This window comes from Streptomyces sp. NRRL S-31, assembly GCF_000718775.1.
Taxonomy (GTDB): domain Bacteria; phylum Actinomycetota; class Actinomycetes; order Streptomycetales; family Streptomycetaceae; genus Streptomyces.
Window position 1 is genome coordinate 31,465 of the sequence record NZ_JOCB01000046.1, and the last position, 26,390, is coordinate 57,854.

The following is a 26,390-nucleotide window of genomic DNA, read 5'->3' on the forward strand; positions in this document are numbered from 1 at the left end:
GCCTTCCCCCGTTCGGACGGACGACCGGCGCCGAGGGGTGCACGATGGTGGGGTGACGCTCGCTCCGGGACCAATCCGGGCCGCCACGGGTCCGTCCCGGTCCCGGGCCGCCGGTGCGTGCCGCCGGTGCGTAAGGAGGCGGTGACGATGACGCGGACACCTCCCACGACGGTCACCCGGGTGCGGCTGTGGCGGTGGCGGCGCAACCCGCTCAAGCGGCGCAGCGATGTCGTCGAGGCCTGGATCGTGCTCGCCGGCTGGGCGCTGGCCCTGCTCGTCGCGGCCGTCGCGGGTCTGGTCGCGGTCCACGCCTCCCAGTCGGCGTTCACCGCGCGCCTGGCCCGTGCGCACCCCGTGTCCGCCGTGCTCACCGACGACACGGCGCGGGCCACCGCGGCCGGCAGCGGCTACGACGACGGACGGGTGTGGGCCGCCGTGCGGTGGACGGACGAGCACGGCGCGGCGCACACCGACCGGGCGAGGGTGGTGCCGGGCGCTCCCGCCGGGAGCCGCGTGACGGTGTGGACGAACCAGGCGGACCGCGTCGTGCCCGCCCCCGTCACCGGTGCGGCGGCCGACCTCCAGTCGGCGCTCGCCGGTGTCCTCGTCGCCCCGGCGGCCGGCGCGGTGGTGTGGGGCGCGGGCCGGCTGGTCCGCAACCGGCTGATCCGACGGCGCATGGCCGAGTGGGACGCGGAATGGAAGCAGATCGGCCCCCGCTGGGGGAACCTCAGCGGAGGGGGCAGGGGCTGACCGACGGCCACGGCCGGGGCGCGTCGCCGCCGGACCCGCCGACGCCGCCCACCCGCCGGGCCGGCCCGACGCCGCGACCGGGGGCCCGGCCGCCGACCGGCCGTGACGCGGCCCGCCCGGCGACTGATCCGCAGGCGGGGGGCGTGAGGACGCCCCGCCGGGATACCCGGCCGACATGGCGAAGTTGCACGTACCCAGGCGACACCACCGGCAGGACGCCGACGAGACCGCGGCGCGGAGAATACCGGAGCCGGAGGAGGCCGGACCCGGCCCCGAGGTCGAACGACAGGCACCGGACAACCCGGTCAAGCTGCCCCGGCACGCGTGGGTCGCGGTGCTCAAGGGCTCACTGCGCGAATTCCGGGACGACGAGCTGACCGACCGGGCCGCCGCGCTCACCTACTACGCGGTCCTGTCCCTGTTCCCGGCTCTGCTGGTGCTGGTCTCCCTGCTGGCCGTGGCCGGCCGGTCGGCCACGGACCGGGTGCTGGCCAACCTGCGCAACCTGGCGCCCGGCCCCGCCCGGGACATCGTCACCCGGTCCGTGGAGCAACTCCAGGGCAGCGCCGGAACCGGCTCGCTCGTGGCCGTGCTCGGCCTCGTACTGGCCGTGTGGTCGGCGTCCGGCTACGTCGCGGCATTCATCCGCGCCGCCAACGCCGTGTACGACATGCCGGAGGGCCGCCCGGTGTGGAAGATCCTCCCGGTGCGCGTCGGCGTCACCGTCGTACTGATGGTCTTCGCCGTGGCCGGCGCACTGATCGTGGTCTTCACCGGAGGACTGGCCCGGCGCGCGGGGCGGGCGCTCGGCATGGGCGACACGGCGCTGACCGCGTGGTCGATCGCCAAGTGGCCGGTGCTGGTCCTGCTCGTCGTCGTCATGATCGCGATCCTGTACTGGGCGACCCCGAACGCCAAGGTCAAGGGCTTCGTGTGGCTGACGCCCGGCAGTTTCCTCGCCCTGCTGATCTGGATGGCGGCCTCCGCCGGCTTCGCCTTCTACGTCGCCAACTTCGCCTCCTACAACAAGACCTACGGCACGATGGCCGGCGTCATCGTCTTCCTGATCTGGCTGTGGATCACCAACCTGGCCATCCTGCTGGGCCTGGAGTTCGACGCGGAGACCGTACGGCAGCGGGCCATCGCGGGCGGCCATCCGCCCCGGGCCGAGCCCTACACCGAGCCCCGCGACACCAGGAAGTGGGACGAGGAGGACGTGCGGCGCCTGGACGAGAGCTGACGCGGGCGTCCTTGGGACGCCGACGCCGTCCCGCCGGGGACGCGCCGGCGCGCTCCGAGCCGTTGGCGCTGCCGGGTGTCCGTGGGCCAGGCTGACGGCATGACACCGCGCCCCGTCTTCACGGGCGATCCCACGGCCCGCGGCGACCACGGGGTCTGACCGGACACCGACCCACAGCCCGGACAGTCCGTCCAGGGCCTCGCGCCACCGCCGCCGGGAGGCCGTCCCGCCGAGGAAGACGTCGTCGACGCCGGCCCCGGAGTCCGCGCGCCGTCGCCGCGACCCCCTCCCGCCGGGCCGCCTCCGGCGCCCGGAAGTCCTCCCCGACCCGCACCGAGCCGTCCGCGCCGGACTCGATCCCGCCGTCCGCGCCTCGCAACCGCGCCGGGAGCGCGTCGGCGAACCCGTCGATACCGAACTTTGGCCAGGCGTCCGGGAGTACGGCCCGGAGACAGCGCGCGAGCCCGGACCCGCCCGCGCCGGAACCGCCGTCGTGAGCGATCACCCGAGTCGTCACCGGGTCACCGTACGGAGGTTCCGGCGGGACGGCCGGTGAAATCGAGGCCGCCCGTCGAGTGCCCCGGTCCCGGCGGCGCGCCGGGTGGGCGGGTCGGCGTGCCGGTACGTCCGGCGGGTGGAAGATCGGTGCGGCGGCCGGCTCCGTATCCTCGGCGAGAAGGCGCACCCGCCGGTCCGCGGGACGCCTCCGGACCGCACAGCACCGCTACCTTCAGGAAGTTGACGTCATGACCGACACACCCACCGTGAGCGTCCTGGGCACCGGCATCATGGGCGCCGCGATGGCCCGCAACCTGGTGCGGGCCGGACACACCGTCCGCGTCTGGAACCGCACCCGTGCCAAGGCCGAACCGCTCGCCGCCGACGGCGCGCAGGTCGCCGGCACGCCCGCCGAGGCCGTCGACGGCGCCGACGTCGTCCTGACCATGCTCTACGACGGCCCGGCCGCCCTGGACGTGATGCGCGAGGCCGCCCCGGCGCTGCGCTCGGGCGCCGCCTGGGCCCAGTCGACCACGGCCGGTGTCGAAGCCATCGGCGACCTGGCCGCTTTCGCCCGCGAGCACGACCTCGTCTTCTTCGACGCGCCGGTGCTGGGCACCCGCCAGCCGGCCGAGGCCGGCCAACTGCTCGTCCTCGCCGCGGGGCCGGCCGAACACCGCGCCGCCGTGACCCCGGTGTTCGACGCGGTCGGCGCCCGTACGGTGTGGACCGGCGAGGACGGCGCGGCCGGCTCCGCGACCCGTCTGAAGCTGGTCGCCAACAGCTGGGTCATCGCGGCCACCGCCGCGGTCGGCGAGGTGCTGGCCCTGGCGCAGGCGCTCGACGTCGACCCGCGGAACTTCTTCGACGCCATCGGCGGCGGCCCGCTCGACATGGGGTACCTGCACGCCAAGTCGGCGCTCATCCTCGAGGACCGGCTGACCCCGCCCCAGTTCACGGTGGCCACGGCCGTGAAGGACGCCCGGCTCATCGTCCGTGCGGGCGAGGAACACGGGGTGCGGCTGGACGTGGCCGCCGCCGGCGCGGAGCGGCTGGAGCGCGCCGCCGCGCTGGGCCACGCCGACGAGGACATGGCCGCCGCCTACTTCGCCAGTTTCGGCCCCGCCGGCGGCCCCTCCGCCTGACCGGGGTCCCGCGTGGTCCGGTGCCGCCCCACCGGGCGGCGGCCGGGCCGCGGGGCGCCTGCCGCGCCGGTTCCTCCGGGACGGTCCGGAGCGGGTCCGACCGCGCCGGCCGTTCTTCACCGCCACCGTCACCGCCACCGCCACCGTCACCGTCACGGTCACGGTCACGGTCACGGTCACGGTCACCGTCACCGCGCCCGGGCCGCCCGGTGGCTATGATCGCTGCCCATGGCTGAGCGTGGACACGACGATCCTCCCCGGTCGCGGCACCTCATCCGCGCGACCCTGCCTGTGGCCGGCCTGCTGCTCTTCGCCGGCTGCGAGGACTCCCTGGGGGAGCCCCCGCCGCCCCCGGCCGCGCCGTCCGCCGTCACCGCGTGCCTGACCGGGTCCGGCGACCTGGTCGCCGACGTCAACGACGACGGCCACCCGGACCGGATCACCGACCCGTCCCACCGCGGCGCCCTCCTGACCATCACCTTCGGCAGCGGCTCGGCCCGTGGCGCGGCCGTCCCGGCGCGTGGACTCGCCGACCGCACGGGGGGCCGGCAGGAGTACGTGAGCGCCGCCGTGGCGGACTTCGACCGTGACGGCTGGAGCGATCTGGTCGTCGTCGCGGGGGAGGGGCAGCGCGGCGACGACCCGGTCCCGCCCCGCGTGGCCGAGCTGCGGCTGGGGCCCTTCTCGGACACCGGCCGCAGCCGGCGGGTCGTCCCGCTGGACCTGGGAGCCACACGGGACATCGCCGTGGCCGACTACGACCACGACCGGTATCCCGACCTGGTGGCGTACACGTACTCCGGTGACGGCTCGTACGAGACCCAGGCCCGCCTCGGCGACCCGCACACCGGACTCGCGGCGGACACCCGTACGTACACCACGGACGCCGGCAGCACCGGCTACCACCCCCCGGCCACCCTGCCGCACGCGGGCCTCACGCCCTTCTACCCGGCCTGCGGAAGCGGGGGAACGGCCGGTTGAGACACCGGGACGGCCCCGGCCGCGGCCCCGGCCACCGGCCGTCCACCCCGCGCTCACCCGAGGACGAACGGCAGCCTCCCGGCCGGCGGGCCCGATGCGGCCCGTTCGGCGCCGGTCGGGGGACGCCGTCCCGTACCGATCCGCAGCGCGTACCGGTCGGACCACGAGGCGGGGAAGGCCGCCCCGGCGATCGCCTCCGGCAGCGCCCGTCCGGACCGGTTCCGCCCTCCGGTGCCGGTCCGGCCATTCATGTTCATGAACCTTGCACACGTGGGTGTACATGCCCGAGCGCGGTGTGCGAAGCTCCGGGCAACTTCTTCTGGGTGCGGCGGAGTTGGAGGACGAGCATGAGCGTTTCCCGGCGTGCGCTGTTGGCCACGGCGGCCGGTACGGCGGCCGTGGCCGCGTCCGCGGTGCCGGCCGAGGGCGCGTCCGCGGCGCCTCCCGCCGGAGCCGTCGACCGGCGGGAGGCGGGAGCGGCCCTGAAGACCCTCCGGGCGGCGGCGGACTACGCCGTGGAGAAGGTCCGCGCCGTGGCACCCGGCGTCACCGGCTTCCCGGTCGGGACCAGGTTCGAGAAGTGGACGTACTCGCGGACCGGGGAGTGGGTCGGCGGCTTCTGGCCCGGAACGCTGTGGATGGCGTGGCTCCACAGCGGGGACGACTCCTTCCGCGCGCGGGCGATCGAGTCGGCCCGCGCCCTCGCGCCCCGCCAGTACGACACGAGCACGCACGACCTCGGTTTCCTCTTCTACCCCTCGTGGGTCACCGCCTGGCGCCTGACCGGCGACGACGAGTGGCGGACGGGGGCGATCCGGGCGGCGGACTCCCTGATCCGGCGGTACAACCCGCGCGGGAGGTACATCCGGGCGTGGGGCGCGCTCACGGACACCGCCAACGCGGGCCGGGTCATCATGGACACGATGATGAACCTCGATCTGCTGGCGTTCGCGAGCCGGCAGACCGGCGACGACACGTATCTGGACATCGCCGTGGAGCACGCGCGGACCACCGGGCGCGTCTTCCCCCGCCCGGACGGCTCCACCCCGCACGTGTTCGACTTCGACCCGGACACCGGCGCCCCCCTCGGCCCCGGCACGGTGCAGGGCTACAGCCCCGCCTCCTGCTGGTCCCGTGGACAGGCGTGGGGCATCTACGGGTTCACCACCATGTACCGCAGGACCGGCGAGGCGCGGTTCCGGGACACCGCGCGGAAACTCGCCGACTACGCCATCGGGGCCCTGACCCCGGACCACGTCCCCGTCTGGGACTACCGCGCGCCGCAGCAGCCGCACGACATCAAGGACGCCTCCGCCGGGGCCGTGATGGCGTGCGGTCTGCTCGACCTGCACGCGGCGACCGGCAGGCACGTCTACCGGGACGTGGCGCTGCGTGTGCTCACCGCGCTCTCGGAGACCTGTCTGACGAGGAATTCGGCCCGCGCCGAGGCGGTCGTCGCCCGCTGCACCCGCAACCGCCCGGCCGAGGACGGGATCGAGATCTCGCTGCCCTACGCCGACTACTACCTGCTCGAAGGCATCCTGCGCGTACTGCGTCCCGAGGAGGCCGACCGGGCGATCGATCTGTCGCGGCGGGGGTGACGGCGCGGGAAAAGCGATGCCACGGCAGGGGGGGAGGTCGAGGCCGGGGTGATGTCGGGGTGTGTCCGTAATCGGACCTGGCCGCCGCTGACGGGAACTAAGCTGTTCTTCACTGCTCTTCCCCGATGCCGAGCTGCTTTTCCCCGAAATGGAGGGGCGTCGCATGAGCCGATACGCCCAGGTGGCCTTCACCCGCAACGTCCGCAGTGTCCAGGAAGAACGCGGAAGCGCCTCCGCCATGGAGCGGATGCTGCCCGGAGAGACCGGGCGTGCCGACCGCATGGGCCCCGTCGAGGCGGAATTCATCGGGGACCGCGACGGCTTCTATCTCGCCACCGTGGGCGAAACGGGATGGCCGTACATCCAGTTCCGCGGCGGCCCGCCGGGATTCGTGCACGTCCTGGACGACGCCACCCTGGCCTTCCTCGATGTGCGCGGAAATCGCCAGTACATCACGGCCGGAAATCTTCGCGGCAATGACCGGGTGTCGCTGTTCTTCATGGATTACGCACACCGCACCCGGCTGAAAGTATTCGGTCGGGCCGAAATGAGGGACGCTGCCGAGTTCTCGGACCTGCCGGGCCGGTCGGGGGAGACCCGCACGGAGGGGCGCGAGGAGTGGCTGATGGTGGTGAAGGTGGAGGGCCTCGCCTGGAACTGCAACCGCCACATCACCCCCCGTTTCACCGAGGCCGAACTGGCGGGCGCGCTGGAGCGGGTGTACGACCGCATCGTGCGGCTGGAGGAGGAGAACCGCGATCTGCGGTCGCGGCTCGGCTTACGGGACTGAACCGGATCCCGCCCCGCCTGGCCGCTCGGCGGCCCGGGCGGGGCGGGTTCTCGCTCCTCCTCCGCCCGCTCCCCGGTGGCCGGTGAGGCGGTAAGGCGGTGCGGCGGTGCGGCGGTGCGCCCGTGCGCCGTGCGGTCAGCCGCGTACGGAGGCCGGCCCGGTGTGCTCGCGCGTGCCCGCACCGTCGCCGGCGCGTCCGGCGGTGGCCGGGGGCTCCGCTCCCGTGGCGCGACGGCGGTTGATCAGGACCACCCCGGCCACGACGACGGCGCCGCCGAGCAGTTCGACCGGGTGCGGCACCTCGCCGAGCCAGACGAAGGACACGAACAGGGCGACGGGCGGGACCAGGTACAGCGCGCCGGTGGACACGGCGAGCGGGAGGCGGGCGACGGCGTAGCCCCAGATGACGAAGCCCAGCGCGGAGGGCAGCAGTCCCAGGAAGACGACGGCCCACAGGGCGTCGGCCGGAGCGTGGACCGTGGCGCGGATCGTCGCCGGCACCAGCGGCAGTGCGAACACCGTACCGGCGATCATGGCGTACGTCGCGACCTCCAGGCCGGTGTACCGCCGCAGCAGCGGTTTCGAGGCGAAGTGGTAGACGCCCTGGACGACCGCTGCGGCCAGGACCACCAGTGAGGCGGCGGTGAACCCGGACACCCCGTCGCTCAGGGTGACGACGGCGGTGCCCGTGAGGGCGATGACGCTGCCGGTGATGACGTTCCGGGTCAGGCGCTCGGCCAGGAAGACGCTGCCGAGCAGGACGCTGAAGACGGGGGCGACGGCGATCAGCAGACTGGCGGTGCCCGCCTCCACATGGATCTCACCCCAGTTCAGCAGGACCTGGTAGGCGGTCATGCCGGCGAGCCCGCACAGGGCGATCTGGGGGAGGTCGCCCCTCCTCGGCACGCGGACCCGGGCGAACGGCGCGACGGCGACCAGGGCGACGGCCGCGATGGCCAGGCGGAGAAACGAGAGAGCCGCCAGGCCGAGCCCGGCGACACCCACCCGGATCGCCGGGAACGCGGACGCCCACAGCACGACCGTGCCGGCCAGGGCCAGAAAGCGAGGGGAGGCGAACCTTGAACGCATCCCTCTACGATGCCGACACGGAAACAAGAAGGTCCAGTTAGCTTTCTTTATGTAAAGCGTAAGATGGAATGATGCTTGACGTACGCCGGCTCCGGATCCTGCACCACCTCGCGACCTACGGCACCGTGGCGGCGGCGGCCGAAGCCCTGCATCTGACCGCGCCGGCGGTCTCCCAGCAACTGGCCGTGCTGGAGCGCGAGGCCGGCATGCCCGTCGTGGAGAAGCACGGGCGCACCCTGCGTCTGACCACCGCGGGCGAACTGCTGGTGGCGCACGCGGAGGTCGTCCTCGGCGACCTCGCCGCCGCGGAGTCCGACCTCGCCGCGCTGCGCGGGGGCCGCCGGGGCCAGGTCCGGGTCGCCGCGTTCGCCTCGGCCGCCCGCACGCTGCTGCCGGCCGTGTACCGGGCGCTCGCCGAGGAGGACGGCGAATGGTCGCGGCTGCTCACCCTCGACCTCACCGTGCTCGAACCCGACCAGGCGCTGGACGCGCTGCGCAAGCGGGAGGTCGACATGGCCGTCGTGCACGGCTACACCGTCCTGCCGCGCGACTTCCCCTCCGGCAGCGAACAGGAAGTCCTCATGCAGGACCCCGTCGTGGCCCTGCTCCGTCCGGACCACGCGGCACGACTGGGGCTGGCTCCCGGGGAGGCGGTGGACCTCGCCGACCTCGCCGACGAGTCCTGGCTGACGCCCGGGCCGGACACCTCCTGCTACGAGATGATCCAGCGCACCTGCGGCGCCGCCGGCTTCGTCCCGGAGGTCCGTGTCCGCAGCAGCGACTTCGCCGTGCTGACGTCCCTGGTGGCGGCGGGTGCGGGGGTCGCGCTGGCCCCCCTGCTCGCCGTCCCGGACGACACCCGTGGCGTCGGGTTGCACCCGCTGGCCGTGCCGGTCAGCAGGACCGTCTTCGCGGTGAGCCGTTCGGGCACCGCCCGCAGGCCCGACATCCACCTCCTGTGCTCCCTGCTGGCCCGGGCGGCGGCAGGTCACCCCGCCGCGCTGTGACCCCGGCCGAGGGTCCCCGACGCCCTCGCGACTGCCATGGGCGAAAATAGTTGCCTTGAGTAACTAGCATTGTGTGAAAGGTCCCGCATGCCGCACCTCACCCTCGACTACTCCTCCCACCTGGCCGGTGTCCTCGACGCGAGCGCCCTCGTGCGGGAGCTGCACCCGCTGGTCCTGGCGGAGTCCGGCTCCGCGGGCGTCTGCAAGACGCTCGTCCGGACGGCGGAGACCTACGTCGGAGACATGTCGAGCGGCCGGTCCGGGTTCGTGCACCTGGAGGTGGGCCTCCTGTCCGGCCGGCCCGAGGCGCAGAAGGCCCGGCTGTCCGAGAGCGCCCTGGCGCTGCTCGGCAGACATCTGCGGGCGGCCGGTGTGCCGGACGTGGTGTGCTCGGTCGAGGTGCGGGAACTGGCCGGCACCTACCGGTTGTCGTCCGTGCACACGGCGACGGGCACGGGCGGTGAGGGGCTGATCGCGGCGCGGACGCGCTGATCAGGTGCGCCGTGCGGGCTCGCCGTGCCGTGCGGCCGGATGCGCCAGGTGTGTGGTCGGCGCGCGCGTCCGGTGTGTCGTGGGCGCGCGGCGTCCGTGTGTCGTGGGCGTGCGGTGCCCGGCGCTCCGTCCCCCCCGGACGGAGTGTGCCGTATGTGTGCGGGCAGGGGACCGGCCGTGACGGGGTGTGGCCCGGACCGTGTGCCGCGGGGTGCCGGCCGTGGTGTGCGCGGCCTGCCGCCGGCGCCGAGCGGGGGTGTGAGGCCGTCGGCGGAGGAGCGCCGTACCGCGTGACCCCTTAGCCGCCGCGGGGCCCCTGGGGGCCGTAGGGGTGTCTTGTGTCATCGCCGCCTGCCTAGCCTCCGACAGCGGAGGGGAAGCGGACCGGAAACCGTCCGGAGGCGATCCGCACGGCCCAGGCCCTCACTTCGATCCCGATCGGATGGCGCGCTGGTGAACAACGAAGAGCAACTGCTCGACTACCTCAGGCGGACGACCGCGGACCTGCGGGAGGCCCGGAGGCGGCTGCGCGAGAACGAGCAACACGCGCACGGCCCGGTCGCCGTCGTCGGCATCGGATGCCGCTACCCGGGCGGCGTCACCACCCCCGAGGAACTGTGGGACCTGGTCGCGACGGGAACCGACGCGGTCACGGAGTTCCCCGCCGACCGCGGCTGGGACGTCGACGCCCTGTACGACCCCGACCCGGCGCGGCCCGGCCGGACGTACGCCCGCACCGGCGGATTCCTGCACGACGCCGCCGACTTCGACTACGACTTCTTCGGCATCAGTCCCCGCGAGGCCCTCGCCATGGACCCGCAGCAGCGGCTGCTGCTGGAGACCTCCCACGAGGCGTTCGAACGGGCCGGCATCGTCCCGGCCACCCTGCGCGGCAGCCGCACCGGCGTGTTCGCCGGCGTCATGTACAACGACTACGCCACCCGCCTCGCCTCCGTGCCCGACGACCTCGACGGCTACCTCGCCAACGGGAGCGCCGCCAGCATCGCCTCCGGCCGCGTCGCCTACACCTTCGGCCTCGAAGGCCCGGTCGTCACCGTCGACACCGCCTGCTCCTCCTCCCTGGTCGCCCTGCACTGGGCGGTCCGGGCGCTCCAGTCGGGCGAGTGCTCCCTCGCCCTGGCCGGCGGCGTCACCGTGATGTCCACCCCGGAGACGTTCATCGACTTCAGCCGGCAGCGGGGCCTCGCGCCGGACGGCCGCTGCAAGGCGTTCGCCGCCGCGGCCGACGGCACCGGCTGGGGCGAGGGCGCCGGCATGCTGCTGCTGGAACGGCTCTCCGACGCCCGGCGCAACGGCCATCCGGTGCTCGCCGTCATCCGGGGCAGCGCGGTCAACTCCGACGGCGCCAGCAGCCGGCTCACCGCGCCCAACGGCCCGTCGCAGCAGCGCGTCATCCGGCAGGCGCTGGCCGGTGCCGGGCTCACCCCCGCCGACGTCGACGTGGTCGAGGCGCACGGCACCGGCACCTCCCTCGGCGACCCCATCGAGGCCCAGGCCCTGCTCGCCACCTACGGCCAGGACCGCGCCGAACCGCTGCTGCTGGGCTCGGTCAAGTCCAACCTCGGGCACACCCAGGCCGCCGCGGGCGTCGCCGGTGTCATCAAGACGGTGCTGGCGATGCGGCACGGCGAGGTACCGCCCACCCTCCACGTCGACGCCCCCACCGACCAGGTGGACTGGAGCGCGGGAGCCGTCGAACTGGTCCTGGAACGGCGCCCCTGGCCCGACACCGGCCGGCCCCGCCGCGCCGCCGTCTCCTCCTTCGGCATCAGCGGCACCAACGCGCACGTCATCCTGGAACAGCCGCCCGCCGACCCGGCCCCGGCCGAGGACGACCCGCCCGCGCGGGACGGCGGCTGGGTGCCCTGGATCGTCACCGGCCGCACTCCCGCGGCCCTCACCGCGCAGACCGGGCGCCTGCGCGACCACCTCGACGCGCACCCCGGCGCCCGCGCGGCCGACCTCGGCCTGTCCCTGGCCACCACCCGCGCCCGCTTCGAACACCACGCCGTCGCCGTCGGCCGGGACACCGGCGAACTGCTCACCGCCCTGGCCGCCGCCACCCCGCTCACCCGGACCGGCGGCCGGACCGCCTTCCTGTTCACCGGCCAGGGCGCCCAGCGGCCGGGCATGGGCCGGGCCCTGCGCCGGGCCTTCCCCGTGTACGCGGAGACCTTCGACGCGGTGTGCGCCCTCGCCGACCCGGACCTGGAGCGGCCGCTCGCCGACGTCATCGACGGCGACGCCGCCCTGCTCACCCGCACCGACTACGCGCAGACCGCCCTCTTCGCCACCGAAGTGGCCCTGTACCGGCTGCTGGAGTCCTGGGGACTCGCCCCCGACTACCTCGCCGGACACTCCGTCGGCGAGATCGCCGCCGCCCACGTCGCCGGGGTGCTGTCGCTGCCGGACGCCGTCCGGCTCGTCGTGGCGCGCGGCACCCTGATGGCGGCGCTGCCCGCGGGCGGCGCCATGGCCGCGCTGCGCGCCACCGAGGACGAGGTCGCCCCCCACCTGGACGACCGGGTCGGCCTCGCCGCCGTCAACGGGCCCCGCTCCGTCGTCGTGTCCGGCGCCGAGGACGCCGTCGACGCGCTCGCGGCCCGGTTCGGCAAGAGCAAGCGGCTGACGGTCTCGCACGCCTTCCACTCGCCGCTGATGGAGCCGATGCTCGCCCGGTTCGCCGAGGCCGCCGCCCGGTGCTCCTTCGAGGAGCCGCGCATCCCGGTCGTCTCCACGCTCACCGGCGCCCTCGCCGACCCCGCGCTGCTGACCACCCCCGGCTACTGGGTCGACCACGTCCGCCGCCCCGTCCGCTTCGCCCCCGCCCTGACCACCCTGCACGAGCTGGGCGTCCGGGCCTTCCTCGAAGTCGGCCCGGACGCGGCCCTGACCGCCCTGGCCGCGGACTGCCTGCCCGCCGACAGCGTGGCGGTCGCCGGGCTGCGCCGCGACGGCGACGAGGAATGCGACCTGGTCACGGCCGTGGCCCGGCTGCACGCGGCCGGCACCCCCGTGGACTGGGCGGCGTTCTTCGCCCCGCACCACGCCCGGCGCACGGGCCTGCCCACCTACGCCTTCCAGCGCGAGCGCCTCTGGCTGGAGGCCGGCGCCACCGGCGGCGGCGACGCCGACGGCCTCGGACAGAGCGCCACCGGCCATCCGCTGCTGACCGCCGCGACCGAGCTGCCCGACACCCGGGGAGCGGTCCTCACCGGCCGGCTCTCCCTCGCCTCCCACCCCTGGCTCGCCGACCACGCCGTACACGGCACCGTGCTGCTGCCCGGCACCGCCTTCGTCGAGATGGCCCTCCAGGCCGCCGAACGCACCGGCTGCGACACCGTCGGCGAACTCACCCTGCACGCCCCGCTGATCCTGCCCGAGCAGGGCGCCCTGGCCGTACAGGCCGCCGTCGGCGCCGAACGGGACGGGCAGCGGGAACTGACCGTCTGGTCCCGCCGCGCCGACACCCCCGACGCCCCCTGGACCCGCAACGCCGCGGGCTTCCTCACCACCGCGGCCGACGCGACCACCGCGGCCGACGCGACCGGTCCGGCCGGACTGACCGACTGGCCGCCCCGGGACGCCGAACCCGTCGACCTGGACGGCCTCTACCCCGGCCTCGCCCGCACCGGCTACGGCTACGGCGCCGTCTTCCAGGGCCTGCGCGCCATGTGGCGCCGCGGGGACGAACTGTTCGCCGAGGCCGCCCTGCCCGACAGCGCCCGCGCCACCGCCGCCGCCTACGGCGTGCACCCGGCGCTGCTGGACGCCGTCCTGCACGTCAACCTGCTCGACCTGCCCGGCGGCCAGGCGGTGCTGCCGTTCGCCTGGGGCGGCGTCACCCTGCACGCGGCGGGCACCGACACCCTGCGCCTGCGCCTGGCGCCGGCCGGCCCGGACGCCGTCGCCCTCACCCTCGCCGACGCCTCAGGCGCGCTCGTCGCGACCGTGCGCAGCCTGGTGGCCCGCCCCGTCTCGGCCGAACAGCTCGCCGGGGACGGCGACGACCCGTCGTACCGGATCGACCTCGTCCCGGCGCCCGCCGCGGCGGCCGGCGCACCGCCCGCGCTCGCCGTGTGCGGCGCCGCCACCGGCCTCGACGCGCCCCACCACCCGGACCTGGCCGCCCTCACCGCCGCCGGCCCGGTGCCCGACCTGGTCGTGCTCTCCGTACCGGCCGCCCCCGACCCGGTACCGGACCTGCCCGCGCTGGTCCGGGAGCGGCTGCACGCCACCCTGGACACGCTGCGCGCCTGGCTCGCCGACGAACGCCACGCCGACCGCCGGCTCGCCGTGCTGCTGCGCGCCGGCGACCTCGGCCACGCCCCGCTGTACGGGCTCGTCCGCGCCGCCCAGGCCGAGCACCCCGGCCGGTTCCTGCTGGTCGACGGCGACGGCAGCGCCGACCCGGGCCCCGCCCTCGGCACCGCGCTCGCCGCCGGCGAACCGGAGATCGCGATCCGCGACGGCGAGGTACGGGTGCCGCGGCTGGCCCGCGCCAAGCCCGGCGGCCCGGTCGCCCTCGACCCCGACGGCACCGTCCTGATCACCGGCGGCACCGGCGGCCTCGGCGCGCTGATCGCCCGTCACCTGGTCACCGAGCACGGCGTACGGCGCCTGCTGCTGGCCGGGCGGCGCGGCGCGGACGCCCCCGGGGCCGCCCCGCTGCGCGACGAACTCACCGCGCTGGGCGCCGAGGTCACCCTCGCCCGGTGCGACGCCGCCGACCGCGCCGACCTGGCCGCGCTGCTCGCCGCCCACGACGTACGGGCCGTGGTGCACGCCGCCGGCGTCGTCGACAACGGCGTCCTGGCCGGCCTCGACGCGGACCGGATCGACCGGGTGCTGCGGCCCAAGACGGACGCCGCCTGGAACCTGCACGAACTCACCCGCGACACGGACCTGTCGGCGTTCGTCCTGCTGTCCTCCGCCGCCGGCCTGCTGGTCGGCGGCGGCCAGGCCAACTACGCCGCCGCCAACACCTTCCTCGACGGCCTCGCCGCCCACCGCCGCTCCCTCGGCCTGCCCGCGGTCTCCCTCGCCTACGGCCTGTGGTCCGGCACCGGCGGCATGAGCGCCGGCATCGACGCCGCCGACCTGGAACGGCTGCGCCGGCTCGGCCTGCCGCCGCTCACCCCCGCCCAGGGACTGCGCGCCTTCGACGCCGGCCTCGGCGGCGAGGATCCCGTCGTGGTGCCCGTACGCCTGGACGCCGCCGCGCTGCGCGCCCGGCCCGACGGCGTACCGGCGCTGCTGCGCGGCCTGGTGCGGCCCGCCCGGCGGCGCACCGAGCCCGCCGCGGGCGCCTCCGCCGGCTCCTGGCGCGACCGGCTGGCGCCGCTGGCCGACCCCGCACGGGACCGCGCCCTGCTGGAACTGGTCCGCACCCACGTCGCCGCCGTCCTCGGACACCCCTCACCCGAGTCGGTGGACCCCGCTCGCGCCTTCCAGGAGATGGGCTTCGACTCGCTCGCCGCCGTCGAACTGCGCAACCTCCTCGCCGCCGCCACCGGCCTCACCCTGCCGGCGACGCTCGTCTTCGACCAGCCCACGCCGACGGCCCTCGCCGCCCACCTCAAGGCCGCGCTGGTGCCCGGACCGGCCGACCGCACCCGGACCGCGCTCGCCGAGCTGGACCGCCTCGAAGCCGCGCTGCTGGAACTGCCCGACGCGGGCGGCGGCCACGCCCGTGTCACCGCACGCCTCGAAGCGCTGCTGCGCAGCTGGCAGGAGATCCACGAACCCCCCGCCGCGCCCGGGTCGCCGGAGGACTTCGGCGAAGCCAGCGACGAAGAACTCTTCGCCAGGATCGACAACGAACTGGGAGCCCTGTGATGGAAGACTCGGCCACGGCCGACAAGCTCCGCGACTACCTCAAGCGGGCCACGACCGAGCTGGAGCGCAGCCGCCGCCGCGTGCGGGAGCTGGAGGAGCGGCACCGCGAGCCCGTCGCCATCATCGGCATGGGCTGCCGCTACCCGGGCGGGGTGCGCACCCCCGAGGACCTGTGGCGCGTCGTCGACGAGGGCATCGACGTCGTCAGCGAGTTCCCCACCGACCGCGGCTGGGACGTCGAGGCGATCTACGACCCCGAACCCGGAGCCCCGGGCAAGAGCTACGTCCGGCACGGCGGCTTCCTGCACGACGCCGCCGAGTGCGACCCGGCCTTCTTCGGCATCAGCCCCAAGGACGCGCCCGGCACCGACCCGCAGCAGCGGCTGCTGCTGGAGGTCACCTGGGAGGCCTTCGAACGGGCCGGCATCGACCCCACCGCGGTGAAGGGCACCCCGACCGGCGTCTTCGTCGGCCTGATGCACCACGACTACGTCGGCGGCACGATCTCCGGCAGCATCGTCTCCGGCCGCATCGCCTACACCCTGGGCCTGGAGGGCCCCGCGGTCACCATGGACACCGCCTGCTCCTCCTCCCTGGTGGCGCTGCACTCGGCGATCCAGTCGCTGCGCAAGGGGGAGTGCTCCCTGGCGCTGGCCGGCGGTGCCGCCGTCATGGCCAGCCCCGAGATGTTCATCGAGTTCAGCGAGCGCCGCGCGCTCTCCGCCAACGGCCGCTGCCACTCCTTCTCCGACGACGCCTCGGGCGTCGCCTGGGCCGAGGGCGCCGGCATGCTGCTGGTGGAACGGCTCTCCGACGCCCTGCGCAACGGCCGCGAGATCCTCGCCGTCGTCCGCGGCTCGGCCGTCAACCAGGACGGCGCCTCCAACGGCCTGACCGCGCCCAGCGGACCGGCCCAGGTCCGCGTCATCCGGCAGGCCCTGGCCGACGCGCGGCTCGCCCCGCACCACATCGACGCCGTCGAGGCGCACGGCACCGGCACCACCCTCGGCGACCCCATCGAGGCCCAGTCCGTCATCACCGCCTACGGGCAGGACCGGCCCGAGGGCCGCCCCCTGTGGCTCGGCTCCATGAAGTCCAACATGGGCCATGCGCAGGCCGCCGCCGGCGTCGGCTCCGTCATCAAGACGGTCATGGCGATGCGCCACGGCACCCTGCCCCGCACCCTCCACGTCGACCGGCCCTCCACCGCCGTGGACTGGAGCGCGGGCGACGTCCGGCTGCTCACCGAGGGCCGCGCCTGGGACACCCCCGACGGCCGCCCGCGCCGCGCCGGCGTGTCCTCCTTCGGCATCTCCGGCACCAACGCCCACACCATCCTGGAGGAGGCACCGCCCGCCGGGACCGGGCAGGCCGCCCCGGAACGGGCCGCGCTGCCCGTCATACCGTGGGTGCTGTCCGGCAAGGGCGCCGACGCCGTCCGGCGGCAGGCCGAGCGGCTGCTCGAGGTCGCCGGCGGCCTCGACCCGTACGACGTCGGACACTCCCTGGCCACCACGCGGGCGGTGTTCACCCACCGGGCCGCCGTCACCGGCCGCGACCGCGACGAACTGCTGGCCGGGCTGCGCGCCGTCGCCGACGGCGGCCGGCCGGCCGTGGCCGCCCCCGAACCCGGCCGCCTCGCCCTGCTGTTCTCCGGACAGGGCTCCCAGCGGCCCGGCATGGGCCGCACCCTGCACGCCGCGTTCCCGGTGTTCGCCGCGGCCCTCGACGAGATCTGCGCCGCGTTCGACGGCCACCTGGAGCGCCCGCTGCGCGAGGTGATGTTCGAGGACGCCGACCCGGCCACCGCCGAGCTGAACCGGACCGCCTACACGCAGGCCGCCCTGTTCGCCTTCGAGACCGCCCTGTACCGGCTGCTGGAGCACTGGGGCGTCCGCCCGGGCCTGCTCGCCGGACACTCCGTCGGCGAGGTCGTCGCCGCCCACGCCGCCGGCGTCCTGGACCTGAAGGACGCGGTCGCCCTGGTCGCCGCCCGCGGCCGGCTCATGCAGGAGCTGCCCGCCGGCGGCGCCATGGTCTCGCTGCTGGCCGCCGAGTCCGAGGTGGTGCCGCTGCTCACCGACGGCGTCGACATCGCGGCCGTCAACGGACCGCGCGCGGTGGTGGTCTCCGGCGACGAGGAGGCCGTGCTCGCCGTCGCCGCGCGGGTGGAGAAGTCCACCCGGCTGAAGGTCTCGCACGCCTTCCACTCCCGCCGCATGGAACCCATGCTCGAAGCGTTCCGCGAGGTGCTGGCGGGGCTCGCCTTCCACGAGCCGGCGCTGCCGGTCGTCTCCAACGTCACCGGCCGCCTCGCCGAGAACCTCACCTCGCCCGACTACTGGGTGCGGCACGTCCGCGAAGCCGTCCGCTTCCACGACGGCGTCACCACCCTGGCCGCCGAGGGCGCCACCCGCTTCCTGGAGGTCGGCCCCGACTCGGTCCTCACCGGCACGGTCCAGGACACGGTGCCGCACGCCATCGGGACCCAGCGCCGCGACCGCCCCGAGGACGCCGCCCTCCTCGACGCCGTCTGCCGCCTGCACCTGACCGGCACCGGCCCCGACTGGACGGCGCTGTTCGCCGGGGGCCGCAGGGTCGACCTGCCCACCTACCCGTTCCGCCGCGACCGGCACTGGGAGGACGCCCCCATCCTCCAGGCCGAGCGCACGGCGGCGGCCCGCGCGGGCGGCACCGCCGACGACCCCTTCTGGGAACTGGTCCGCGACCAGGACGTCACCGCCGTCGCCGCCACCCTGGGCGTCGCCGACGAGGGCGCCGTCGCCGCCGTCGTACCGGCCCTGGCCGCCTGGCACGAGGAGCGGCGGGACAACGCCGCGGCCGACGGCTGGCGGCACCGCGTCACCTGGGAGCCGCTGGCCCCCGCCGCCACCCCGGCCCGCGGCGGCCACTGGCTGGCCGTCGTCCCCGCCGCCGAAGACGCCTGGTCGACCGCCGTCCTGACCGGTCTCGCCGCACGCGGACTGAGCGTCGACACCCTAGCCGTACCCGCCGCCGCCGACCGCGCGGCCCTCGCCGGGCTGCTCGACGGACGGACCGCCGACGGCGTGCTGTCCCTGCTCGCGCCCGCCACCGCGCCCGCCACCGCGCCCGCCGCCACCGCCGCCCTCGTCCAGGCCCTCGGGGACGCCGGGATCACCGCGCCGCTGTGGTGCGTCACCCGCGACGCCGTCGCCCACGGGACGGCCGCCGCCGTCACCGGCCTCGCCCAGGCCCCGGTGTGGGGCCTCGGCCGGGTCGCCGCCCTGGAACACCCAGAGCGCTGGGGCGGACTCGTCGACCTGCCCGCCGAGCCGGGCCCGGGGTCCGTCGCCCGGCTGGCCGCGCTGCTCGGCGACGCCGGCGGCGAGGACCAGATCGTCATCCGCGAGTCCGGCGCCTACGGCCGCCGGCTGGAGCCCGCCCCGGCCCGCGCCGGCGCCCCCTGGAAGCCCTCGGGCACCGTGCTGGTCACCGGCGCCACCGGCGCGGTCGGCACCGCCGTCGCCCGCTGGCTCGCCGCCGAGGGCGCCGACCACCTGCTGCTGGCCTCCCGCCGCGGCACGGACGCGCCCGGCGCCGCCGGCCTCGTCCGCGAACTGACCGCCGCCGGCACCGGGGTGACCCTCGCCGCGTGCGACGTCACCGACCGCGCGGCACTGGCCGAACTGCTGGACTCCGCACCGGACGAGCACCCCCTCACCGCCGTGCTGCACCTCGCCGGCGTCCTCGACGACGGAGTCCTCGACGCCCTCACCCCCGAGCGGTTCGCCGGTGTCCTCGCCCCCAAGGCCGACGCCGCGCGCCACCTGCACGAACTCACCGCGGACCGGGACCTGTCGGCGTTCGTGCTGTTCTCCTCGCTGACCGCCACCGTCGGCGGCGCCGGACAGGCCAACTACGCCGCCGCCAACGCCTACCTCGACGCCCTCGCCGAACACCGGCGGGCGGCCGGACTGCCCGCCACCTCGATCGCCTGGGGGCCGTGGGGCGGCGACGGCATGGCCGCCCACGGCACCGTCCGCTCGGCCGCCCGCGCCCTGGGCATGTCCCCGCTCGACCCCGACCGCGCGCTCACCGCGCTGCGCCGCGCCCTGGACGGCGGCGACACCACCGTCACCGTCGCCGACGTCGACTGGTCCGTGTTCGCCCCGGCGTTCACCGCGACCCGGCCCAGCCCCCTGCTCTCCGCGCTGCCCGGCGCGCGGCCCGGCACCGGCACGGCCGCCGAGGCGGGCCCGGCCGACGGCTTCGCCGAGAAGCTGGCCGGCCTCACCGGCGGCGAACGCGACCGCGCCCTCGAGGAACTGGTCTGCGGCCAGGCCGCAGCCGTCCTCGGCTACGGCGGCGCCGACGCGGTCGAACCGACCACCGCCTTCCGCGACCTCGGCTTCGACTCGCTCACCTCCGTCGACCTGCGCAACCGGATCAGCGGCGCCGCCGGGGTGCCCCTGCCGGCCACGCTCATCTTCGACTACGCCACCCCCGCCGCCCTCGCCAAGCACCTGGGCACCGAACTCGCGGGTGCCGACACCACCGTGGACTCGGTCCTCGCCGAACTCGACCGGGTCGCCGCCCGGCTCGGCGGCCTCACCGCCGAGGACATCGAGCAGGGCCGGATCACCGCCCGCCTCCAGTCCCTGCTCGGCGACCTCGACCGGACCCTCGGCCAGGACGCCGCCGCCGTCGCCGGACGGCTGGAGGACGCCTCCGCCGACGACGTCTTCGCCTTCATCGACAACGAGCTCGGCCCGGCGTGAGCCGGCCCTCCCACGACACCCCGGCCCCACCGCGGTCCACCTCTTCGCACAGGAGTGGCGACACCCGATGACCAACGACGAAAAGCTGCTCTCCTACCTCAAGCGGGTCTCCGCCGACCTGGCCCAGACCCGTCAGCGGCTGCGCGAGGCGGAGAACCAGGACCGGGAACCCATCGCCATCGTCGGGATGGGCTGCCGCTTCCCCGGCGGCGTCACCACCCCCGAGGAGTTCTGGCGGCTCGTCCACGACGGCACCGACGCCATCGGTGACTTCCCCGACGACCGCGGCTGGGACGTCGACGCGCTCTACGACCCGGACCCGGACGCCACCGGCAAGAGCTACGTCACCCGGGGCGGGTTCCTCACCGACGCGGCCGGGTTCGAGCCGGACTTCTTCGGCATCAGCCCCCGCGAGGCGGTCGCGATGGACCCCCAGCAGCGGCTGCTGCTGGAGGTGTCGTGGGAGGCCCTGGAGCGGGCCCGGATCGCCCCCGACGCGGTGCACGGCGCCCGGGTCGGGGTGTTCGCCGGCACCAACGGCCAGGACTACAAGGACCTGCTGGCGAAGATGCCGGAGGACGGCGAGGCGGCGCTCGGCACCGGTGTGCTGGCCGCCGTGATCTCCGGCCGCATCTCCTACACCCTCGGTCTGGAGGGCCCGGCCGTCACCATCGACACCGCCTGCTCCTCGGCGCTCGTCGCGGTGCACCTCGCCGTCCAGGCGCTGCGCGACAAGGAGTGCACCCTCGCCCTGGCCGGCGGCGCCACCGTGATGGCCACACCGGGCAACTTCATCGCCTTCAGCCGGCAGCGCGGCCTCGCCCCGGACGGCCGCTGCAAGTCCTTCGCGGACGCCGCCGACGGCACCGGCTGGAGCGAGGGCGCCGGCATGCTGGTGCTGGAACGGCTCTCCGACGCCCGCCGCAACGGCCACGAGGTACTGGCCGTGGTGCGCGGCTCCGCCGTCAACCAGGACGGCGCCTCCAACGGTCTGACCGCCCCCAACGGCCCCTCCCAGCAGCGCGTCATCCGGGCCGCGCTCGCCGCCGCGCGGCTCGGCCCGGCCGACGTCGACCTGCTGGAGGCGCACGGCACCGGCACCACCCTCGGCGACCCCATCGAGGCCCAGGCCCTGCTCGCCACCTACGGGCAGGAGCGGAACGCGGACGCCCCGCTCTGGCTCGGCTCGGTGAAGTCCAACATCGGGCACACCCAGGCCGCGGCCGGCGTCGCCGGCATCATCAAGGCGGTCATGGCGATACGGCACCGGGTCCTGCCCCGGTCGCTGTTCGCCGACACCCCCTCCACCAAGGTCGACTGGGGCCGGGGCGGCGTCCGGCTGCTGACGGAGAACCGCCCCTGGACCGACCCCGGACGCCCGCGCCGGGCCGCCGTCTCCTCCTTCGGCGCCAGCGGCACCAACGCGCACACCATCCTGGAGGAGGCGCCGGCCGAGGAACCGGCGGAGCCCGGACCGCGTACCGCGCCCCCGCTGGTGCCGTGGGTGGTCTCCGGCCGGACCGAGCGCGCCCTGCGCGAGCAGGCCGCCCGGCTGGCCGCCGTCGCCGGCGAGCTGGACCCGGTCGACGTCGCCCACTCCCTGGCCGCCACCCGCACCGCCCACCCGTACCGGGCCGTGCTCCTCGGCGACGGCCGCGACACGCTCCTGACGGCCCTGCGCCGGCTCGCCGAGGACGGCCGGGGCGCCGCCGCCTCGGGCCGGGTCCGCAAGGGACAGACCGCCTTCCTCTTCACAGGGCAGGGCGCCCAGCGCGCCGGCATGGGCCGGGACCTGCACGCGCGCTTCCCCGTCTTCGCCCGCGCCTTCGACGAGATCTGCGCGCACGTCGGCGACGACGCGCTGCGCGACCTCGTCCTCGGCGACGACCCCGAGCCGCTGCACCGCACCGCCCGCACCCAGACCGCGCTGTTCGCCTTCGAGGTCGCGCTGTACCGGCTGGTGGAGTCCTGGGGACTCACCCCCGACTACCTCGCCGGACACTCCGTCGGCGAGATCGCCGCCGCCCACGTGGCGGGCGTGCTGGACCTGGCGGACGCCGCCACGCTGGTCGCCGCGCGCGGCCGGCTGATGCAGGCGCTGCCCGAGGGCGGCGCGATGATCGCCGTACGCGCCACCGAGGACGAGGTCCGCCCCCTGCTCACCGAGGGGATCGGCATCGCCGCCGTCAACGGCCCCGGCTCCGTGGTGATCTCCGGCGACGCCGACGAGGCCGAGGCGGTCGCCGCCCGCTTCGCCAAGAGCCGGCGGCTGAAGGTCTCGCACGCCTTCCACTCGCCGCTCATGGAGCCGATGCTGGCCGAGTTCCGGTCCGTCGCGGAGTCCCTGACCTACCACCGGGCCACCGTGCCGGTCGTCTCCAACGTCACCGGCGCCCTCGCCACCCAGGACATCGCCGGCCCCGACTACTGGGTGCGGCACGTGCGCGAGGCGGTCCGCTTCCACGACGGCGTCCGCGCCCTCGCCGCGGCCGGCGTCACCCGCTTCCTCGAACTCGGCCCGGACGCCGTGCTCACGGCTCTGGCCCGCGAGTGCCTGACCGCCGACGGCACCGCCGCCGACGCCGTCCTCGCCGCCGCCACCCGCCGGGCGCGCGACGAGACCGAGACCCTGCTCACCGCCGTCGCCCGGCTCCACACCGCCGGGGCCGCCGTGGACTGGACGGCGCTGTTCACCGGCGCCCGCACCGTCGACCTGCCCACCACCGCCTTCCAGCGGAGCCGGTTCTGGCCCGAGACCGGCGCGACCGCGGGCGACGTCGGCTCCGCCGGGCTGGACAACGCCGACCACCCGCTGCTCGGCGCCGCCACGGTGCTGGCCGACTCCGACGGCGCCGTGCTCACCGGCCGGCTGTCCGTGCGCACCCACACCTGGCTCGCCGACCACGTCGTCGGCGGCCGGGTCGTCGTCCCCGGCACCGCCATGGTCGAGCTCGCCGTCCGCGCCGGCGACCAGGTCGGCTGCGGGCACCTGGACGAACTCACCCTGGAGATACCGCTGGTGCTGCCCCCGGACGACGGGGTGCGGGTCCAGGTCGCCGTCGGGGCGCCCGACCCGTCCGGCGCCCGCACCGTGCACGTGTACGCCCGCGCCGAGACCCTGCCCGCCGACGAACCGTGGACCCTGCACGCCTCCGGCCTCCTCACCGCCGCCACCGGCACCCCCGGCACCCGCCTGGACGACTGGCCCCCACAGGACGCCGAACCCCTCGACACGGACGGCCTGTACGCACGGCACGCCGCCGCCGGCCTTGAGTACGGGCCGGTCTTCCAGGCCCTGACGGCCGCCTGGCGGCGCGGCGAGGAGGTGTTCGCCGAGGTACGGCTGCCGGAACGGCCCGCCGCCGACGCCGCCCGCTTCGGCCTGCACCCGGCCGCCTTCGACGCCGCCCTGCACTCCCTCGCCCTGCTCGGCGACGGCTCCGCCGACGACACCGCCCGGCTGCCCTTCCTGTTCGCGGGCGTCACCCTGCACGCCGTCGGCGCCTCCGTGCTGCGGGCCCGGCTGGTGCCGACCGGACCGGACGCCTTCGCCGTCGACCTGGCCGACGCCACCGGCGCCCCCGTCGCCACCGTCACCTCGCTCGCCTCCCGCCCGCTGACCAACCTGCGCGCCGCCCGGGACACCACCGCCGACGCCCTGTTCACCCTCGACTGGCAGCAGCTGCCCCCGCGGGCCGACGCCCCGGCCGCCCCCGACACCCCCCACCGCGTGCTGCACAGCGCGCCCGGCGCCGACGCCACCGCCGTACGCGCGGCCCTGCACACCGCGCTCGCCGCCCTCCAGGACGACGACCCGCGCCCGCTGGCCGTCGTCACCCGGAACGCGGTGAGCGTCGCCGGGGAGGACGTGCCCGACCTGGCCGGCGCCGCCGTCTGGGGCCTGGTGCGGTCCGCCCAGTCGGAGAACCCCGACCGGTTCGTCCTGCTCGACCTCGAACCCGGCACGGACGCCGACGCGGCGCTCCCGACCGCCCTCGCCTCCGGCGAACCGCAGCTCGCGGTGCGCGCCGGCACCGCCCACGCCGCCCGGCTGGTGCGCGCCGGGACACCCGGCGAGGCCGCGGAGCCGGTCCTCGACCCCGGCGGCACCGTCCTGCTGACCGGCGCCACCGGCGGCCTCGGCCGGGTGCTGGCCCGCCACCTGGTCACCGCGCACGGCGTACGGCACCTCGCGCTGCTCAGCCGCTCCGGCACCGCCGACGACCTGATCGCCGAACTCGCCGCCCTCGGCGCCACCGCGACCGCCCACGCCTGCGACGTCGCCGACCGCGACGCCCTCGCCGCCGTCCTCGCCCGCGTCGACGCCGACCGCCCGCTCACCGCGGTCGTGCACGCCGCCGGTGTCCTGGACGACGGCGTGGTCACCTCCCTCACCCCCGAGCGGATCGACACGGTCCTCGCGCCCAAGGCACTCGGCGCCCTCCACCTGCACGAACTGATCCCCGGGCACGCGGCGTTCGTGCTGTTCTCCTCCGTCGCCGGCACCGTCGGCGCCCCCGGGCAGGGCAACTACGCCGCCGCCAACGCCCTGCTGGACGCCCTCGCCGCCCACCGCCACGCCCAGGGCGCCCCCGCCCTGTCACTGGCCTGGGGCCCGTGGGCGCCGGCCGGCGGCATGACCGGCACGCTCGACGAGGCCGACCGCGCCCGGATGGCACGCGGCGGCATGACCGCCCTGTCGGCCGAGGAGGGCACCGCCCTGTTCGACCGGGCGCTCGCCGCCGGCCGTCCCGCCCTCGCCCCGGTGCGGATCGCGCTGCCCGCGCTGCGCGCCCAGGGCAGCGGCCTCGCCCCCGTCTTCCGCGCGCTGGCGGGCCGTCCGGCGCGCCGGGCGGCCGCCGCCGGGGGCACCGCCACCGGCTTCGCCGAGCGGATGGCCGCCCTGGACGACGCCGAGCGCGCCGAGGCACTGCTGCACACGGTCCGCGCCCAGGTCGCCGCCGTGCTCGGGCACGCCGGCCCGGACAGCGTGGAGACCGACCGGGCCTTCAAGGACCTCGGCTTCGACTCGCTCGCCGCCATCGAGCTGCGCAACTCCCTCTCCGCCGAGCTGGACCAGCGGCTGAGCCCCACCCTCGTCTTCGACCACCCCTCACCCGAGGCGCTCGCCGCCCACCTCGCCACCCTGGTCGCCGGCGCCCGGACCCCGGCCCGCCGGACCCGGCCCACCGGGCGGGCCCGCGCCGACGAGCCGCTCGCCATCGTCGGTCTGGCCTGCCGCTACCCCGGTGACGTCCGCACCCCCGAGGACCTGTGGCGCCTCGTCGCCGACGGCACCGACGCCATCACCCCGTTCCCCACGGGCCGCGGCTGGGACGTGGACCGCATCGTCGACCCCACCCGGCAGCGCCCCGACACCTCCTACGTCGCCGAAGGCGGGTTCCTGCACGACGCGGGCGCCTTCGACGCCGGCTTCTTCGGCATCAGCCCCAAGGAAGCCCTCGTCATGGACCCGCAGCAGCGGCTGCTGCTGGAGACCTCCTGGGAGGCGCTGGAGAGCGCCGGCATCGACCCGCACACCCTCAAGGGCAGCCGCACCGGCGTGTTCGCCGGCGTCCAGTACCACGACTACTTCGGCAGCTTCGGCTCCGGCAGCATCATCTCCGGCCGCGTCGCCTACACACTCGGGCTGGAGGGCCCGTCCCTCTCCGTCGACACCGCCTGCTCCTCGTCCCTGGTGGCGCTGCACCTGGCCGCCCAGTCGCTGCGGCAGGGGGAATCCGGTCTGGCCCTGGTCGGCGGCGTCGCCGTGATGGCCACCCCGGAGACCTTCATCGAGTTCAGCCGGCAGGGCGCGCTCGCGCCCGACGCCCGCACCCGTGCCTTCGCCGACGCGGCGGACGGGACCGTGTGGGGCGAGGGCGTCGGCGTCCTCGTGGTGGAACGGCTCTCCGACGCCCGCCGCAACGGCCATGACGTCCTCGCGATCGTCCGCGGCACCGCCGTCAACCAGGACGGCGCCTCCAACGGCCTGACCGCCCCCAACGGCCCCTCCCAGGAACGCGTCATCCGCGAAGCCCTGGAGAACGCCCGGCTCACCACCGCCGACGTCGACGTGGTGGAGGCGCATGGTACGGGGACGACGCTGGGTGATCCGATCGAGGCGCAGGCGTTGCTGGCGACCTATGGCCAGGAGCGGGTGGAGCCGTTGTGG

12 protein-coding genes and 2 pseudogenes are annotated in these 26,390 nt (G+C 75.8%); 11 read left to right on the forward strand and 3 right to left on the reverse strand.

Annotated features, from left to right (window positions below; translation table 11 throughout):
• Positions 1 to 147 precede the first annotated feature (147 nt).
• Positions 148 to 753 carry a hypothetical protein gene (locus IF37_RS0119335; protein ID WP_030743967.1) on the forward strand — a complete coding sequence of 202 codons (606 nt, stop codon included), beginning with the start codon at positions 148 to 150 and terminating at the stop codon, positions 751 to 753.
• A gap of 175 nt (positions 754 to 928) precedes the next feature.
• Positions 929 to 1,993: a YihY/virulence factor BrkB family protein gene (locus IF37_RS0119340; protein ID WP_030743969.1), complete on the forward strand. Its 1,065-nt coding sequence runs from the start codon at positions 929 to 931 to the stop codon at positions 1,991 to 1,993.
• A gap of 325 nt (positions 1,994 to 2,318) precedes the next feature.
• On the opposite strand, the pseudogene IF37_RS46645 reads toward IF37_RS0119340, so the two are convergent.
• A pseudogene (locus IF37_RS46645) lies at positions 2,319 to 2,678 on the reverse strand (hypothetical protein); the annotation flags it as partial.
• A 61-nt stretch (positions 2,679 to 2,739) separates the two neighbouring features.
• On the opposite strand from IF37_RS46645, the gene IF37_RS0119345 reads away from it, so the two are divergent.
• The gene (locus tag IF37_RS0119345; protein WP_030743971.1) at positions 2,740 to 3,636 is read left to right on the forward strand and encodes an NAD(P)-dependent oxidoreductase; all 897 of its coding nucleotides are present in this window, start codon (positions 2,740 to 2,742) and stop codon (positions 3,634 to 3,636) included.
• A 228-nt stretch (positions 3,637 to 3,864) separates the two neighbouring features.
• Positions 3,865 to 4,617: an FG-GAP-like repeat-containing protein gene (locus IF37_RS0119350; RefSeq protein WP_030743973.1), complete on the forward strand. Its 753-nt coding sequence runs from the start codon at positions 3,865 to 3,867 to the stop codon at positions 4,615 to 4,617.
• 53 nt (positions 4,618 to 4,670) lie between these two features.
• Here IF37_RS0119350 and IF37_RS45860 read toward each other — a convergent pair.
• Positions 4,671 to 4,814, reverse strand: a pseudogene (locus tag IF37_RS45860) (maleylpyruvate isomerase); the annotation flags it as partial.
• A 150-nt stretch (positions 4,815 to 4,964) separates the two neighbouring features.
• Here IF37_RS45860 and IF37_RS0119360 point away from each other — a divergent pair.
• Both IF37_RS0119360 and IF37_RS0119365 read left to right on the forward strand, forming a co-directional pair.
• Positions 4,965 to 6,218, forward strand: coding sequence for a glycoside hydrolase family 88 protein (locus IF37_RS0119360; RefSeq protein ID WP_030743976.1), 1,254 nt, complete (start codon positions 4,965 to 4,967; stop codon positions 6,216 to 6,218).
• 181 nt (positions 6,219 to 6,399) lie between these two features.
• Positions 6,400 to 7,008 carry a pyridoxamine 5'-phosphate oxidase family protein gene (locus IF37_RS0119365; RefSeq protein WP_367647095.1) on the forward strand — a complete coding sequence of 203 codons (609 nt, stop codon included), beginning with the start codon at positions 6,400 to 6,402 and terminating at the stop codon, positions 7,006 to 7,008.
• A 135-nt stretch (positions 7,009 to 7,143) separates the two neighbouring features.
• Here the strand turns inward: IF37_RS0119365 and IF37_RS0119370 are convergent, their stop codons facing one another.
• A complete protein-coding gene (locus IF37_RS0119370) occupies positions 7,144 to 8,097 on the reverse strand; it encodes a DMT family transporter (protein WP_052845246.1) in 954 nt (317 codons plus the stop codon).
• Between the two features lie 71 nt (positions 8,098 to 8,168).
• Between IF37_RS0119370 and IF37_RS0119375 the strand changes: the two genes are divergently transcribed.
• The 5 genes from IF37_RS0119375 to IF37_RS0119395 form a co-directional block, all read left to right on the forward strand.
• On the forward strand, positions 8,169 to 9,104 hold the full coding sequence (locus IF37_RS0119375) for a LysR family transcriptional regulator (protein ID WP_030743982.1): 936 nt from the start codon (positions 8,169 to 8,171) through the stop codon (positions 9,102 to 9,104).
• Between the two features lie 87 nt (positions 9,105 to 9,191).
• Positions 9,192 to 9,596, forward strand: a complete 405-nt coding sequence (locus tag IF37_RS0119380) for a 5-carboxymethyl-2-hydroxymuconate Delta-isomerase (RefSeq protein WP_052845248.1) — start codon at positions 9,192 to 9,194, stop codon at positions 9,594 to 9,596.
• Positions 9,597 to 10,049: 453 nt separating this feature from the next.
• On the forward strand, positions 10,050 to 15,455 hold the full coding sequence (locus IF37_RS0119385; RefSeq protein ID WP_030743986.1) for a type I polyketide synthase: 5,406 nt from the start codon (positions 10,050 to 10,052) through the stop codon (positions 15,453 to 15,455).
• On the forward strand, positions 15,455 to 20,215 hold the full coding sequence (locus tag IF37_RS0119390) for a type I polyketide synthase (protein ID WP_030743988.1): 4,761 nt from the start codon (positions 15,455 to 15,457) through the stop codon (positions 20,213 to 20,215). Before IF37_RS0119385 ends, IF37_RS0119390 begins: the two co-directional genes overlap by 1 nt.
• A 67-nt stretch (positions 20,216 to 20,282) precedes the next feature.
• Positions 20,283 to 26,390, forward strand: a 6,108-nt coding sequence (locus IF37_RS0119395; RefSeq protein ID WP_037856761.1) for a type I polyketide synthase, incomplete at its 3' end; no start/stop codon positions are given.